Source organism: Serratia sp. AKBS12 (assembly GCF_024793895.1).
GTDB lineage: Bacteria > Pseudomonadota > Gammaproteobacteria > Enterobacterales > Enterobacteriaceae > Serratia_F.
This window is the reverse complement of record NZ_JANUSB010000015.1, coordinates 1,736,155-1,750,526: the sequence shown is the minus strand read 5'-3', so window position 1 is coordinate 1,750,526 and position 14,372 is coordinate 1,736,155. Positions and strand designations below refer to the sequence as shown.

General features: G+C 55.0%; 13 protein-coding genes and 1 tRNA gene. 8 read left to right on the top strand and 6 right to left on the bottom strand.

Annotated elements, in window-relative coordinates; translation table 11 throughout:
• Nucleotide 1: 1 nt before the first annotated feature.
• From NYE85_RS18115 to NYE85_RS18100, 4 genes are all read left to right on the top strand, one after another.
• A tRNA-OTHER gene (locus NYE85_RS18115) sits at nucleotides 2–96 on the top strand.
• A 176-nt stretch (nucleotides 97–272) separates the two neighbouring features.
• Nucleotides 273–572 carry a sigma-S stabilization anti-adapter protein IraP gene (locus NYE85_RS18110; RefSeq protein WP_004964355.1) on the top strand — a complete coding sequence of 100 codons (300 nt, stop codon included), beginning with the start codon at nucleotides 273–275 and terminating at the stop codon, nucleotides 570–572.
• 119 nt (nucleotides 573–691) lie between these two features.
• Nucleotides 692–1,195: a YlaC family protein gene (locus NYE85_RS18105; protein ID WP_259006096.1), complete on the top strand. Its 504-nt coding sequence runs from the start codon at nucleotides 692–694 to the stop codon at nucleotides 1,193–1,195.
• Between the two features lie 70 nt (nucleotides 1,196–1,265).
• Nucleotides 1,266–1,397 carry a hypothetical protein gene (locus tag NYE85_RS18100; RefSeq protein WP_004964351.1) on the top strand — a complete coding sequence of 44 codons (132 nt, stop codon included), beginning with the start codon at nucleotides 1,266–1,268 and terminating at the stop codon, nucleotides 1,395–1,397.
• Nucleotides 1,398–1,964: 567 nt separating this feature from the next.
• Here NYE85_RS18100 and NYE85_RS18095 read toward each other — a convergent pair.
• The 3 genes from NYE85_RS18095 to mdoC all read right to left on the bottom strand — a co-directional run bounded on the left by NYE85_RS18095 (nucleotide 1,965) and on the right by mdoC (nucleotide 5,859).
• Nucleotides 1,965–3,686: a potassium/proton antiporter gene (locus NYE85_RS18095; RefSeq protein ID WP_259006095.1), complete on the bottom strand. Its 1,722-nt coding sequence runs from the start codon at nucleotides 3,684–3,686 to the stop codon at nucleotides 1,965–1,967.
• Between the two features lie 288 nt (nucleotides 3,687–3,974).
• Complete coding sequence (locus NYE85_RS18090) at nucleotides 3,975–4,199, bottom strand: hypothetical protein (RefSeq protein WP_259006094.1); 225 nt, start codon at nucleotides 4,197–4,199, stop codon at nucleotides 3,975–3,977.
• A 529-nt stretch (nucleotides 4,200–4,728) separates the two neighbouring features.
• Entirely contained in the window at nucleotides 4,729–5,859 is a 1,131-nt protein-coding gene (mdoC, locus tag NYE85_RS18085; protein ID WP_259006093.1) for a glucans biosynthesis protein MdoC, read from the bottom strand.
• Nucleotides 5,860–6,119: 260 nt separating this feature from the next.
• Between mdoC and NYE85_RS18080 the strand changes: the two genes are divergently transcribed.
• The 3 genes from NYE85_RS18080 to NYE85_RS18070 all read left to right on the top strand — a co-directional run bounded on the left by NYE85_RS18080 (nucleotide 6,120) and on the right by NYE85_RS18070 (nucleotide 10,640).
• The gene (locus tag NYE85_RS18080; RefSeq protein ID WP_259006092.1) at nucleotides 6,120–7,691 is read left to right on the top strand and encodes a glucan biosynthesis protein G; all 1,572 of its coding nucleotides are present in this window, start codon (nucleotides 6,120–6,122) and stop codon (nucleotides 7,689–7,691) included.
• On the top strand, nucleotides 7,684–10,245 hold the full coding sequence (gene mdoH, locus NYE85_RS18075; RefSeq protein WP_259006091.1) for a glucans biosynthesis glucosyltransferase MdoH: 2,562 nt from the start codon (nucleotides 7,684–7,686) through the stop codon (nucleotides 10,243–10,245). The genes NYE85_RS18080 and mdoH overlap by 8 nt, the downstream gene beginning before the upstream one ends.
• Before the next feature lie 149 nt (nucleotides 10,246–10,394).
• Nucleotides 10,395–10,640, top strand: coding sequence for a YceK/YidQ family lipoprotein (locus NYE85_RS18070; protein ID WP_259006090.1), 246 nt, complete (start codon nucleotides 10,395–10,397; stop codon nucleotides 10,638–10,640).
• Nucleotides 10,641–10,644: 4 nt separating this feature from the next.
• Here NYE85_RS18070 and NYE85_RS18065 read toward each other — a convergent pair whose 3' ends face one another.
• Together NYE85_RS18065 and NYE85_RS18060 are read right to left on the bottom strand one after the other, a co-directional pair.
• Nucleotides 10,645–11,193 (bottom strand): GNAT family N-acetyltransferase, encoded by a 549-nt coding sequence (locus NYE85_RS18065; protein ID WP_259006368.1) that lies wholly within the window; start codon nucleotides 11,191–11,193, stop codon nucleotides 10,645–10,647.
• A gap of 83 nt (nucleotides 11,194–11,276) precedes the next feature.
• Nucleotides 11,277–11,654 carry a MysB family protein gene (locus NYE85_RS18060; RefSeq protein ID WP_259006089.1) on the bottom strand — a complete coding sequence of 126 codons (378 nt, stop codon included), beginning with the start codon at nucleotides 11,652–11,654 and terminating at the stop codon, nucleotides 11,277–11,279.
• A gap of 210 nt (nucleotides 11,655–11,864) precedes the next feature.
• Between NYE85_RS18060 and leuA the strand changes: the two genes are divergently transcribed.
• Nucleotides 11,865–13,553, top strand: coding sequence for a 2-isopropylmalate synthase (leuA, locus tag NYE85_RS18055; protein WP_259006367.1), 1,689 nt, complete (start codon nucleotides 11,865–11,867; stop codon nucleotides 13,551–13,553).
• Here leuA and NYE85_RS18050 read toward each other — a convergent pair.
• Complete coding sequence (locus tag NYE85_RS18050; RefSeq protein ID WP_259006088.1) at nucleotides 13,504–14,304, bottom strand: helix-turn-helix transcriptional regulator; 801 nt, start codon at nucleotides 14,302–14,304, stop codon at nucleotides 13,504–13,506. The genes leuA and NYE85_RS18050 overlap by 50 nt on opposite strands.
• Nucleotides 14,305–14,372 lie beyond the last annotated feature (68 nt).

The window sequence follows — 14,372 nt, the reverse complement described above, 5'->3', positions numbered from 1 at the left end:
TGCGCTATTAACTCAGTTGGCAGAGTGATTGGTTTTACCATGCTTTTTTGGCTACAAAATTGATAGACGCGGGTTCGAGTCCTGCATAGCGCACCAGCTTCCTGAACTCTACGCAGCGGTAGGGTAAAGCGCACCCGGGTTGATTTGCACTATCGGCTCCTCGTTGGGATTTGCGGGTGCGCTTTACCCTGCCAGCGTCACTCCTCCTCAAAGATCGATCCTTTGCTAGACTGTAATAAGGCAGATTTTCTGCCCGGCAACCGGAGGTCGATATGTCTGAATCTGCCCAACTGCAAGAATTGCTGCAACGCGTCGCCGCGCTGGAAGCCCGTGAAAAAGCGCTGACGGCAGAGTCCAATGCCTATCAGGCTATCATCACTACCTTGTTGGGTAATCTGGACAAGTCGCTGCGTGATGACGTGATTGCCATGATCGATAAAGCGCATGAGATTGCCTACGCACGTGCCATTCAACGTGGCAATGGTTGCCAACAGAACAAGATCAAGCAGGCGGATGACGTCGCCCAGCGTATGTTCATGTTCGCCCAGGGGCAAGCGTCGCAGTCGCGTTGAAGACTATAACAGTTGCCTTTTTTTAATTGCTGAACTGATCTACCTCGGCAAACTGTACTTATGTTAGTTTGAGGCGTAATTATTGATAGCAATAATATTTTCCTGCCAAGGTTGCCGAGATGGACGCGATTAAAAACATTCTGCTGCAAGAAATCGATCACATTAACCAGCAAGAAGGGCGTGACGGCAAGCCGCGCTTCAACAGCGAATTTGCGCGTACCCATCGTTATCTGTGTCTGGCAATGTTTGCCGGCTATTTTGCGGTGATCGCCGTGATGTACCCGGTTCCCTACCTGGGACTATGGTCATTGATCGGTTTTACCGCCTTTGTGCTATTCATGTTTGCCATGCTGCTGGTGGAGATCAAACCCGTTTACCGTTTTGAGGATATCGGCGTGCTTGATCTGCGGGTTTGCTATAACGGCGAATGGTATTTTACCCGGGCATTATCGGCGCAGGCGGTGGCAGAGCTGTTGGCAGAACCGACGATCGGTATGGCGCTGAAGGCTCGCGTGCAGGAAATTCTCGCCAACAAAGGCGAAATTGATTTCTATGACGTTTATGATCTGGCATACGGCAAGAAGCTGCATAACCCCGGCACGCCGGTTGCGCTGGTCAACTGAAGGGTTTTGCGCCTGCCAGGATGTCGTTTATACTCAGCGTTTGAAGCCCGTTAAGTGTAAGGAAATTGCGATGAGTGATGATATTTTCGATTTTGATATCGATGCAGAGTTAGCCAAAGCTGAACAAAAAGCGGCCGAGAAAGCCAAAGAAGTTCCCGAAATGCTTGAAGACGAAGCGGACTGCGAAGGCTGTAAAATCTGATCGTGAATCGCCAAAAAAACCGCCGCGGCGGTTTTTTTATGCCTGCTGCTCAGTCCAGAACAAATCCCCAGATCAATAATCCCGCTACGATCAGCACGCAAAGTGCCGAAACGGTGATCAAGATTTTCCCCAGTAAGTCTCCATCATGCTTACGCTGCGTCACGTTACGTCATCCAACCAGAATTTTATGAATTAAATCGGCAACGCCAAGATTAACGCCGATCAGTATTGCCACTGCGGCTATCATTATGACGATAAATTTTTTGCTGTTATTCAAACGAATACCTATTTACATGCGTATTTCCCGGGGCTGGGTCGACTTCCCAGCGCATTTTTACCGAGATAAGGTTGGCGTTTTATTATTGCCAGTATTATGAGTTTTCCTATTGCCATAAGTTCCAGAACTGTTCGCGTTGTTTGCCTTGCGGCGGCGGAAGCGGCTTTAGCCCGGCAACGGTCGGGGCGGCATCGGGGAGAACTGAACCAGGCTGGGCCGCAAGGCTGCTGAAGGTTTGACGGGCTGCTCGCCGGGTTAGGTGACGGCGGCAGCCTCGATGGTAACAGTGGTTAATCGTCGCCGATTTTTACACCGATCTTGCTGACCTGATTGCCTTCCATTTCGGCGATGGTCCAGGTAAGACCGTCCCATTCGATATGGTCACCTACCACCGGTTCACCACCAATCATCTGTAGAACGAACTGCCCCAGCGTTTGCTGCTCATCAACGCCTTGCTGCAGATTCAAACCATAAATCTGCGAAATATCGCTCAGGCGGGCATCTGATTGCAAAATAAAGTCGCCGAAGAAGCGGGCGTCAAGCGTTACCGGTGGCGCATGGCTGAACAGCTTGCCTAGCGTTGGCAAGTCATGCTCATGGCCGATGACACATAGAATATCCTGTTCTCGCAGGCGGGTGCTGCCGCTTGGGTGCAGCAGTTCCTTACCGCGAAACAGCGCGGCGATGCGGGTACCCGGTGGCATTTTCAATTCGCGCAGCGCGGCACCCACGCACCAGTTGTCGGCTGACAGTTGATAGATAAACTGCTCCCACTGGTTTTCCGGGTGGATATCCAGGCCAACGCGTGAAATGGGCGTCAACGCCGGCGGTACCACCACTTTGGCTTTCCTGGCGGCGAAAGCCAGCGTGGTACCTTGCAGCAACAGTGAAACCAGCACCACGAAAAAGGCGACGTTAAAGAACAGGTGGGCGTTTGGCAAGCCGGCCATCATCGGAAATACCGCCAAAATGACGGGTACTGCACCGCGCAGGCCAACCCAGGAAATAAATACCCTTTCACGCAGGGTAAAGTTGCGAAACGGCAGCAGACCCAGGAACACCGAAATGGGGCGGGCGAACAGGATCATCCACAACGACAGCAGCAGAGCTGGCACGGCAATCGGTAGCAGATTGCTTGGCGTCAGCAACAAACCGAGCACCAGGAACATGGCGATTTGGCTCAGCCAGGCCAGGCCATCAAACGTTTGCACGATACCATGGCGGTTGCGAATCGGCCGATTGCCGAGCATCAGTCCGCACAGGTACACCGCCAGAATGCCGCTGCCGTTTAACGCGGTGGTCAGTGCAAAGATCAAGATACCACCGCTGACTGCTAGCAAGGGGTGCAGCCCTTCTGGCAATTTGATGCGGTTAATCAGCGCCATCAGCAACCAGCCGCCGCCAAGACCAAAAATGATCCCCATGCCGAACTGTTGCAATAAATGCAGCGGGAAGCTCCAGCTGAGCGTTGTTTCTCCAGCCGAAATCATCGCGATCAGCGTAATGGTCAGAAAAACCGCCATCGGGTCGTTACTGCCGGACTCGATTTCCAGCGTAGCCCCGACGCGTTCGTTTAGCCCTTTGCCCCCCAACAGCGAGAATACTGCCGCGGCGTCGGTTGAACCGATAATGGCACCGATCAACAGGCCTTGGATCAGATCGATATTAAATAACCAGGCGGCTGCCAGACCGGTTAGCCCGGCGGTGATAACCACGCCGACCGTGGCCAATGACAGAGCCGGCCATAAGGCCACGCGGAAAGAGCTGACGCGCGTACGCATGCCACCGTCAAGCAGAATCACCGCCAGCGCCAGGTTGCTGACCAGATAGGCGACGGGGTAGTTGTCAAAAGGAATGCCGCCAATGCCGTCAACGCCGGCCAACATGCCGATTGCCAGGAAGATAACCAGAATGGGGATGCCAAGACGCGATGAGAAAGAGCTGAGAAGGATACTGGCTCCTACCAGCACGGCGCCGATAATAAACAAACTGTTGATCGTACTGGCATCCAAAATGACCTTCTCCTTTGGCTGGTTAAAGCGGTGCGCGGTCGCGCCTCGGCCTGCTAATGATAGCCTGTTTTCCGGGTAAAACGCCAAGGCTGATTTGGCCAGCTTTTGACTTTTATTGTCACTGTGGCAGGAAAACATCGATAAGAGCGTTAAAAGTAGCGTTGTTTGTTTGTTTATTTATTTATATCAGAGGGTTGAAAATTAATGTGGGGAAAAATGATGTCGATTGGCCGCGGGGTAAAACCATTAAACCCCGTAGGGGATTTAATGGTTGGCAGAAATGGCTGCTCAGTGATCGAGGGACTGCAGGGCCCGCCTGATCAACTCAGAGGCCAGCTTGCGTTCGCCTTCTGAAACGCCGTCTAGATTAAAGTTGGCCAGGTCGTGCACCAGAATGCTGCGATCTTTGCCGCTGATGGACGCGTCCAATGCTGACAGCAGCCTGGCCAGAATCTTTAACAGTGTGGTGTTGGCCGGTTCGGCTTGCTGTGCTTCGGTGTTGGTGTCGGTCATAAAAATCCTCTCTGTCGTGACGGAAGGGCACTGCTGCCAGCACCGCCGATTGCGCGACGCCGTCGTCCCTTAGGGTTCATTGAGCCCAATCGCTACCGTAAGGCAGGGATGTGGATTTCCACTTATGCAAAGCAGTTATAACAACTCGCTGCCATATGCTCCAGGATAACTTTGCCGCAGTTACACACATTGGGATGTGCAATGCGTGCTTTGTCGGCCTGAATAATATTGGAAGCGAAAATAGATTATATCGGGTTTGTGGAATTTTGCGGCAGGGAAGCCAGGGGCGGGAGACCGCCCCTGGTTAATCCATTACGGTGTTTTGACCTTGCGCTGTGGCCACGAGACAGGCGGTCGTTCAAGCAGAAAGGTAAGATGCAGGCGAGTAATGACGTAGTAGGCAATAACGGGGGTTATCAGACCAAACAGCGGCAGGAGTAAACTGTAGATCGCCTGTTATGGCTGGCGTCGTTCACCGATTGGCGAAAGGTAAGGGGAAGCACGCTTCCCCTTATCTTGTACGACACGTCTATTGTGGTTTACCGGAAAATAGAAAGCGCAGTAACGGCACGCGTTTGTGCGCTTCATATAATGTAAAGGCCAGGCCAAAGACAAACGCCAGCCCCAGGGCGAAGCCCAGCAGATTATTGCCAATACAGGGCGTGATAAAAGCGCCATATACCAGCGTCAGTGGGTGGTGCACCAAATAGATGAACAGTGAGGCATTGACCAGATAAGTAATGCGCGGCGAATGCTGGTTCAGTAGCGCATGGCCAAATGAAAACACCACGTTGGTCATCAGGATACCTAATAGCGCCTTGATGATGATTTCAATTTCAAACATAAAGTCGCTGTGCGCCAGCAGTTTCTGGTTCAGCATATAGGCGATGAACAACAGCAGTGACCCCAGCACTGCCCACGGCGATGGCTTGAGGAATAGGTCTTTAAGCCATGCGTACTTGAAGGCGTAGGCACCAAGGACGAAGAACGGCAGATAGAACAGGGTTTCCATCACTACGAAGTTAAACACCGCGTTGGGCAGGATCTGCGGCGCGAAGGTTAAAATAATCCGGTGTGCCGTCGAATAGAGCAGCGCATAAAGCAGGAAGTAAAGTAAGATCTTTCCTAAATTAGTCATGCGATTGATGGGGTACGGCGCAATGGGCGTGGCGATCGCTTTAATTCGACGAAACAGATAAAAGCAAACGCAGGTTAACAACGCCAGGGTTAATAAAAACCACAGATGTGAAACCAACTCCCAAATTGTTACATTTATTTTTTCGTAAAGAGAAAACTCATTCCAGCCGTTTAATTTATCCGTGAAGTATTTCAGCATAAAGAACTGTGGAATGGTTATTAATGGTATCGAGCTCAGTAGTGGAATGACCACGCGTTCCAACCGTACCTTCAGCCAGCGGCGGCGTTCATAGCGCTGGTACAGCATAAAGGAAAAGTAGCCGGAAATGATAAAGAACACCTGCATGCGAAAGGCGTGGATCACGTCGTTCAGCACCGTCAGTGAGAACGACGGGCTGGCGCTGTTGACTGCCCAACCGTGGCTGGAGTAAATCAGAGAAAGATGAAAAGGCACGCCGAGCAACATTAAATACGCTCGGATTGAATCAAGAAAAAACTCGCGTTGGTTGCTGCCGTTTGTCATAGATTACCGCTGATAATTTTTATTGAACCGTCATTAACCTGCTTATTAAGTCAGCATGAGTTAAATCGCAGCCCAAACCCTACTATACCGATTCATAATTTTCCATAGCGTCTTGCTGCCGGGCTTGGTACGCTGGGGATTCTTCAGCTGCCTAAACTCTGAGCCATAAACATGAACCATTCATTTCTCATGTTGTCGGAAAGCTGAATAATCCATTAATATGGATTTTAAATGATTTGAGCACACGAATAGGGGGGGATGTGCTAGTTAATAATTTATCCAGGCAACCACGCGCCAAGAGCGTCCGTTGGTTAGGTGCTACGACCGTATTGTTCACGCTGTTTTCCGCGCAGGCATGGGCCTTTTCCATCGATGATGTGGCCAAGCAGGCGCAGCAACTGGCGGGTAAGGGGTTTGAAGCCCCGAAGAGCAACCTTCCTTCTCAATTCCGTGACATGAAGTTCGCGGATTACCAGCAAATCCAGTTCAATCACGATAAAGCCTATTGGAACAAGCTGAAAACCCCTTTCAAGCTTGAGTTTTATCATCAAGGGATGTACTTCGACACGCCGGTGAAGATCAACGAAGTCACCGCCAATACCGTCAAGCAAATCAAATACAGCGCAGATTATTTCAACTTCGGTTCGGTCAAGCACGATCCTGAATCGGTGAAAAACCTGGGCTTTGCCGGTTTCAAAGTGCTGTATCCGATCAACAGCGCAGACAAAAACGATGAAATCATGAGCATGCTGGGCGCCAGCTACTTCCGCGTGGTCGGCAAGGGCCAGGTCTACGGACTTTCCGCACGCGGCCTGGCGATCGACACCGCCTTGCCATCCGGTGAGGAATTCCCGCGTTTCCGCGAATACTGGATTGAGCGCCCTAAAGCCGGCGACAAGCATTTGGTCATCTATGCGCTGCTGGATTCGCCGCGTGCCACCGGTGCCTATCGCTTTGTGGTTTACCCGGGCCGAGACTCCGTGGTCGACGTACAGTCCAAAGTGTTCTTGCGCGACAAAGTGGGCAAACTGGGCATTGCACCATTAACCAGCATGTTCCTGTTTGGCCCGAACCAGCCGTCGCCAACGTTGAACTACCGTCCGGCGCTGCATGACTCCAACGGCCTGTCGATTCATGCCGGCAACGGCGAATGGATCTGGCGTCCGCTGAACAACCCGAAACATCTTTCGGTCAGCACCTACACCATCGAACATCCAAAAGGCTTCGGTCTGCTGCAACGCGGCCGCAACTTCAAGGATTATGAAGATCTGGACGATCGCTACGACCAGCGTCCAAGCGCCTGGGTAGAACCACGCGGCGATTGGGGCAAGGGTAAGGTCGAGCTGGTGGAAATCCCGACGGCGGACGAAACCAACGACAACATTGTGGCATTCTGGACTCCAGACGTGCTGCCGGATGCGAAAACGCCGCTGGCGCTGAATTACCGTCTGCATTTCACTCGCGACGAAGACAAGCTGCATTCGCAGGATATTGCCTACGTGAGTCAGACCATGCGCTCTACCGGCGACGTGAAGCAGTCTAACCTGATTCGTGAACCGGACGGCAGCGTGGCGTTCCTGGTGGACTTTGTTGGCCCTGTGCTGGCTGGTCTTGATGCCAATACGCCGGTTGCTTCGCAAGTCAGCGTCGGCGACAACGGCGAGCTGGTGGAAAACAATGTACGCTATAATCCAGTCACCAAAGGCTGGCGTTTAACGTTGCGCCTTAAAGTGAAAGACGACAAGAAGCCGGTAGAAATGCGTGCCGCGCTGGTCAATGGTGATAAGACCCTGTCGGAAACCTGGAGCAATCAGCTGCCTGCCAATGAATAAGACGACTCAATCTGCCCAGGATTATCTTGCGGCAATGCCCCTGACCGATGCGCTGTCAGGGGCGCTCAACCAACAACTTGACGCCGGTGATGAGCCGGCGCTGGTTACGCTGCACCGTCAGATGGGCGCTGCCGATGCCAATGTCGGCGCGCTATCGGATGACGATGTGGCGCTGGCGTCAGTCAAAAGCCGTATCCAGTCCGCCTGGCCGGATGCGGTCGGCGACGACAGCTTCGATACGGATGCCGAAGGGCGCACCATTTTGCAAGCCACGCCGCCGATCAAGCGCACCAGCATGTTTCCTGAAGCCTGGCGCACCAACCCGGTCGCCCGTTTTTGGGATTCGCTGCTGGGGCGTGCGCCGCATAACCGACATGCCAGCAAGGAAGATGCCGACGCGGAAAACCGCTGGCGTACCGTCGGTTCGATGCGTCGCTATGTGTTGCTGGTCCTGATGCTGGTACAGACCGGTATTGCCACCTGGTACATGAAAACCATTTTGCCGTATCAGGGCTGGGCGCTGATCGATCCTATCGCCATGCTGGATCAGGATCTGATGCAGTCGGTGTTGCAACTGCTGCCGTATGTGCTGCAAACCGGCATCCTGATCCTGTTTGCCATCCTGTTCTGCTGGGTGTCGGCCGGATTCTGGACCGCGCTGATGGGCTTTTTGCAATTGCTGATTGGCAAGGATAAATACAGTATATCCTCCACCATCAAGGGCGATGAACCGATCAATCCGCAACATCGCACCGCGTTGATCATGCCGATCTGCAACGAAGATGTTGAGCGTGTCTTCGCCGGCCTGCGTGCCACCTATGAATCGGTAGCAGCCACCGGTCAACTGGAACACTTTGATATTTATGTGCTGAGCGATAGCTACGATCCTGATATTTGCATGGCGGAACAGAAGGCCTGGATGGAACTGTGCCGCGATGTCGATGGCCATGGCCGTATCTTCTATCGCCGCCGCCGCCGTCGCGTTAAACGCAAAAGCGGTAATATTGATGACTTCTGTCGTCGTTGGGGCGGTGAATACAGCTACATGGTGATCCTTGACGCGGACAGCGTCATGAGCGGTGAGTGTCTGACCGGTCTGGTTCGCCTGATGGAAGCCAATCCTAACGCCGGTATCATCCAGTCTGCGCCAAAAGCGTCGGGCATGGATACGCTGTATGCTCGCGTGCAGCAGTTTGCCACCCGGGTTTACGGCCCGCTGTTTACCGCCGGCCTGCACTTCTGGCAATTGGGCGAATCCCACTACTGGGGGCACAACGCCATCATCCGCGTGAAACCGTTCATCGAGCACTGCGCACTGGCACCGTTGCCAGGAGAAGGCTCGTTCGCCGGGTCTATTCTGTCACACGACTTCGTCGAAGCTGCGCTGATGCGCCGTGCCGGTTGGGGAGTGTGGATTGCCTACGATCTGCCGGGCAGTTACGAAGAGCTACCGCCCAACCTGCTGGATGAATTGAAGCGTGACCGCCGTTGGTGCCATGGCAACCTGATGAACTTCCGCCTGTTCCTGGTCAAGGGCATGCACCCGGTACACCGTGCGGTGTTCCTGACCGGCGTCATGTCTTACCTGTCGGCACCGCTGTGGTTTATGTTCCTGGCGTTATCCACCGCGCTTCAGGTGGTGCATACGCTGATGGAACCGCAGTACTTCCTGCAGCCACGGCAATTGTTCCCGGTATGGCCACAGTGGCGTCCCGAACTGGCAATAGCGTTGTTCTCCACCACGCTGGTGCTGTTGTTCCTGCCGAAGCTGCTCAGCATCGTGCTGATCTGGGCCAAGGGTGCCAAAGAATACGGTGGCGCGTTCCGCCTGCTGATCTCGATGCTGATGGAGATGCTGTTCTCGGTGCTGCTGGCGCCGGTGCGCATGCTGTTCCATACGGTGTTCGTGGTCAGTGCCTTCCTCGGTTGGGAAGTGGTGTGGAACTCGCCACAGCGTGATGACGACGATACGCCATGGGGCGAGGCGTTCAAGCGCCACGGTTCGCAGATGCTGCTGGGGCTGGTATGGGCTGGCGGTATGGCCTGGCTGGATCTGCGCTTCCTGTGGTGGCTGGCACCGATTGTCTTCTCGTTGATCCTGTCGCCGTTCGTGTCGGTGCTGTCCAGCCGGGCGACGCTGGGCCTGAAGAGCAAACGTGCGAAACTGTTCCTGATCCCGGAAGAGTACTCGCCGCCACGCGAGCTGGTGGCCACGGAAGAATACCTGCAGTTGAACCGCGACCGCGCGTTGCGTGACGGTTTCCTGCATGCGGTGGTCAATCCATCCTTCAATGCGCTGGCTACGGCCATGGCTACCGCCCGCCATCATCTGCGCGCCGCCATCGAACGGGTGCGTGAAGAACGGGTCAACGAAGCGTTGCAGGTCGGCCCCGCCGCCCTGGCCAAGCCGAAACGCCTGGAACTGTTGAGCGACCCGGTCGCGCTGTCGCGGCTGCACCAGCGCGTCTGGTTACGGCCGGAGGGCGAAAGCTGGCGTGAGTACTATCAGCAACTGCCATACAACGCTCTGGCACACCCACGCGCTCAGCGTTAACCGCTGAACGTTCGGTAGCAAGGGATGCGCATGGCGCATCCCTTTTTCGTTGCTACTTACGCAATGCTGAACCTGGGCTTGGCAAGAACTATGTTAAAATTGCGCGGGGGGTTGTTTATACCGAACAACCATGCAGATAGGTGTATTGGGTGAAGATAGGTTTTTATCTCCGTTTGGCATTGCTGACGCTCGGGGTGGTCACCTTGTCCGGCTGCGGCAGCATCATCAGCCGGACGGTGCCGGGGGCAGGGCACGGCAATCAATATTATCCGGGCGTGCAGTGGGATTTGCGCGATACGCCGTGGCGTTATCTAACGGTGATTGACGTGCCGTTGTCGATGGTGGTGGACACCTTTATGCTGCCGTTTGATATGCGACACGGACCGTATGAATAATCGCTCAACCATTGGTGGCGAACGCCAATAGCCAATAACGTTTCCCCTGGCAGTCAAACGTAGTCAGTGCGTGCATCCCCAAGCCGTCAACGTGCGCAGCCAACGAATGCGGGTTGCGCTGGTCAATAAACAGCACGCCGAGATCAAATTTTTCGCGAGTATGGGCTTTTACCGCCGCGAACAGCTGTTTTAACACGCCTTTTCCTCGCCATTGCGCCGCCAGACACACCGGGCCGTATAAAAATATCCGCTGCTCGGCCACTGGCCGTCCGCCGAACGTCAGGCTGGTCAGGGTCTCGACCAGCGCGTCGACCACCGGCGGGCGTGGCTGTGCGGCCGGCTGGGACAGGCAGACAAAGCCGGCCAGTTGGCCGTCGTGTTCCGCCACCAATATGCCGAGGTCGTGGTTGAGGCTGGCCAACTGCGCCTCATCCATCGTTGAGACGATAAAACCTTGCTGCTGCTGGGCGCTGCTGAGATTTTCCGGCGTATTTAGCCGTTGCAGCGTCAAAATGGCGGGGTAGTCGCTGGCACGCGCCTGGCGGATAAGCATCATCGATTCCTTCAATAAGTGTTGGGCAGCAGCGCATTGCTGCTGGCCGTTGGGCGGGCCGTGGCCTGACCCGCCCGAGGAGATTAACGCTCATCCCACTCATCGGCGGCCGTTTCGCCCTCTTCGGTATCGAGCGGCGGATCCAGTTGAAAATCGCCTTCTTCCCATTCATACAGGGTATTTTCACCCAGCCATTCTTCATTAATTTCCACGTCGTCATAATCGCCGTCGAATATCGCCTGAGCCGCCGCGCCGCTGCGCAACGTCAGGCATTCAACCGACTCGCCTTCTTCTTCAAAAAATTCAGCCTGCCACATGATATCACCGTCCAGCATCACGTATTTTTGCAGATTGAACTGTTGTGGCACAGGCGGTTCTTCATCATTACCGCCTTCGGCGGACTCAATAAACTCTTCGCGCGCTGCATCAATTGCTTCTTCCAAAGTGGCATATAGGCTCATGATCGTCTCCGGTAACAGTGCGGTTAATGAGCAAACTTCAGGACTGCTGAAGCGTCGTGACAAACGTCAAAAGTAATTGTTGTCGCAGTCACGCAGGATGCAAATTTTTTTATTGTCCATTTTGCGACGAAGGTTGTCGCTTAAGCCGGCGAAACGGCGCCAGCGGCGAAGAATAATGACACATCATCGATCAACGCTCAGGAGCCCATGATGTTGCCTAATCCACAAACCAAATATCATCCCTTTCCACCGGTCGCACTGCCGGATCGCCAGTGGCCGGCGCGCACGCAGCAGCGAGCGCCGCGCTGGTGTTCCAGTGATTTGCGCGACGGCAATCAGGCGTTGGCGGAGCCGATGGACAGGGAGCGCAAACAGATGTTTTATCAGCTGTTGCTGCAATGCGGCTTTAGCGAAATCGAGGTAGCCTTTCCCTCGGCGTCGCAAACCGACTTTGATTTTGTTCGTTACTTGATCGACGAACGGCAGATCCCGGATGACGTAACCATTCAGGTACTGACCCAGTCGCGCGACGATCTGATCGATCGCACCTTTGAGGCGCTGCGCGGCGTGCCTCGAGCGATTGTACACCTGTATAACGCTACTGCGCCGCTGTTCCGCGACATCGTATTCCGGCAAGACAAGGCTGCCACCATCGCGCTGGCGGTCAATGGTGCTCGGCGTATTCGGCAGCTTTGCGAGCGGCAGCCGGAGACCGACTGGACGTTTGAATATTCGCCGGAAACCTTTTGTTTTACCGAATTGCCGTTTGCCCTGGAGATTTGCGAAGCGGTGGCCGAGGTGTGGCAGCCGAGCGAGCAACGGCCGATGATCGTCAATCTGCCGGCGACGGTGGAAGTCAGTACGCCGAATGTCTATGCCGATCAGATCGAATGGTTCTGTCGTCATTTCAGCCAGCGGGAGCGGGTGACCATCAGCGTGCATCCGCATAACGATCGCGGTACCGGCGTAGCCTGCGCGGAGCTGGCGATGCTGGCGGGAGCCGATCGCGTCGAAGGTTGTCTGTTTGGCAACGGCGAACGTACCGGTAATGTCGATCTGGTGACGCTGGCGCTGAATCTGTATACCCAGGGTATCGCACCGGGGTTGGACTTCAGCCGTCTGCAACAGGTAGTGGAAGTGGTAGAGCAGTGCAATCAACTGCCGGTACATCCGCGGCATCCCTATGCCGGTGAACTGGTGTTTACCGCCTTTTCCGGCTCCCATCAGGACGCCATCAAAAAAGGCTTCGCCGCCCAGGCCGAACGGCAAGATGGACGCTGGCAGGTGCCTTACCTGCCGCTCGATCCGGCCGACGTTGGTTGCAGTTACGAAGCGGTGATCCGGGTCAACAGTCAGTCGGGTAAAAGCGGCGCCGCATGGCTGCTGGAACAGAATCACGGCTTGGCGTTGCCGCGCGGGCTGCAGATTGATTTTAGCCAGGTGGTGCAGCAGCAAACGGATGGCCACGGCAAGGAAATGACCAGCGCCGAGCTGTGGCGACTGTTCCGCAATCAGTATGGCCTGGTGGAACAACCGCGGTTGCAGCTGGTGAGCTATCAGACCGAAAGTCGTGGCGACCACGCCTACAGCTTCCAGGCCAGCGTGATGGTCGACGGTGAACCACAGCCGCTTGCCGGTGTAGGCAATGGCCTGTTGTCCAGTGCCGTCGATGCGCTACGCCAGCGGTTTGGCATTCAGCTGGCGATTGCCGATTATCATGAGCACACGTTGGGGCATCAAAGCCACAGCCGGGCGGTGGCCTACATTCGCTGTACTGCGCCAGGCAGCGATATGGCTTATGGTGTCGGTATTGATGCCGATTCTGCCAGCGCGTCGTTACAGGCGCTGTTCAACGTGGCGGGTCGCTATCTGGCGCCACCACCGGCTGCGGCTGGCTGAAATAAACGCTGGGCGCGACACCCAGTTGGCGACGGAACATTGCGCTGAAGGCACTCGGGCTGTCGTAGCCAAGATCCAGCGCTACCGACAGTACCGAGCGCCCGCTGGCCAACGCGTTGAGTGCGGTCAACAGGCGTGCGCGGCGCAGCCAATCGCCGTAACGCAGGCCGGTTTCACGTTGAAAACGACGTGCCAAAGTGCGGGCGCTGACGTTGAGATGTCCTGCTGCCTGTTCCAATGTCCAAGGTTGCGCCAGCGTGCGCTGAATATACTGACACAGCGTCAGCAAGGCCCGATCGTCGGGCTCGGGTAGATGCAGCGGTAAAATGGGCAGCATGCGCAGCTCATCCAGAATCAACTCCATAATGCGTTCTTCGCGTCCGCCGGACGCATAGTTGGCGGGAATGTCCAATGCGCTGACGATCAGTTCGCGCAGCAGCGGCGAGATCTGTACTACCTGACACTGGGCGGGCAGATCGGCGCGCGCCAACGGATCGACAAACAGCGTTCTGACCGCCACCTTGCCGGTAAAGCGCAGGTTGTGTTCAACCCGCGCCGGCAGCCATACTCCACGGCCAGGAGGCACCACCCAACTGCCGAGACGGGTATTGATCTGCACCACGCCGCTCAGGCAGTGGATTAACTGTGCGCAGTTATGGTGGTGATCGGGTTCGACGTCACCGTGCTGGTAGTCCTTGGCGAAGGGCACAATGGCTTGATTTTCCGGTAGGTAATCATGGTGATAAAGCATTACTACGCCCGGTCTGGTGGCTGGAGGATATCTGGCAGCATGCCATGCAGTCCATTTTCATGCCAGTG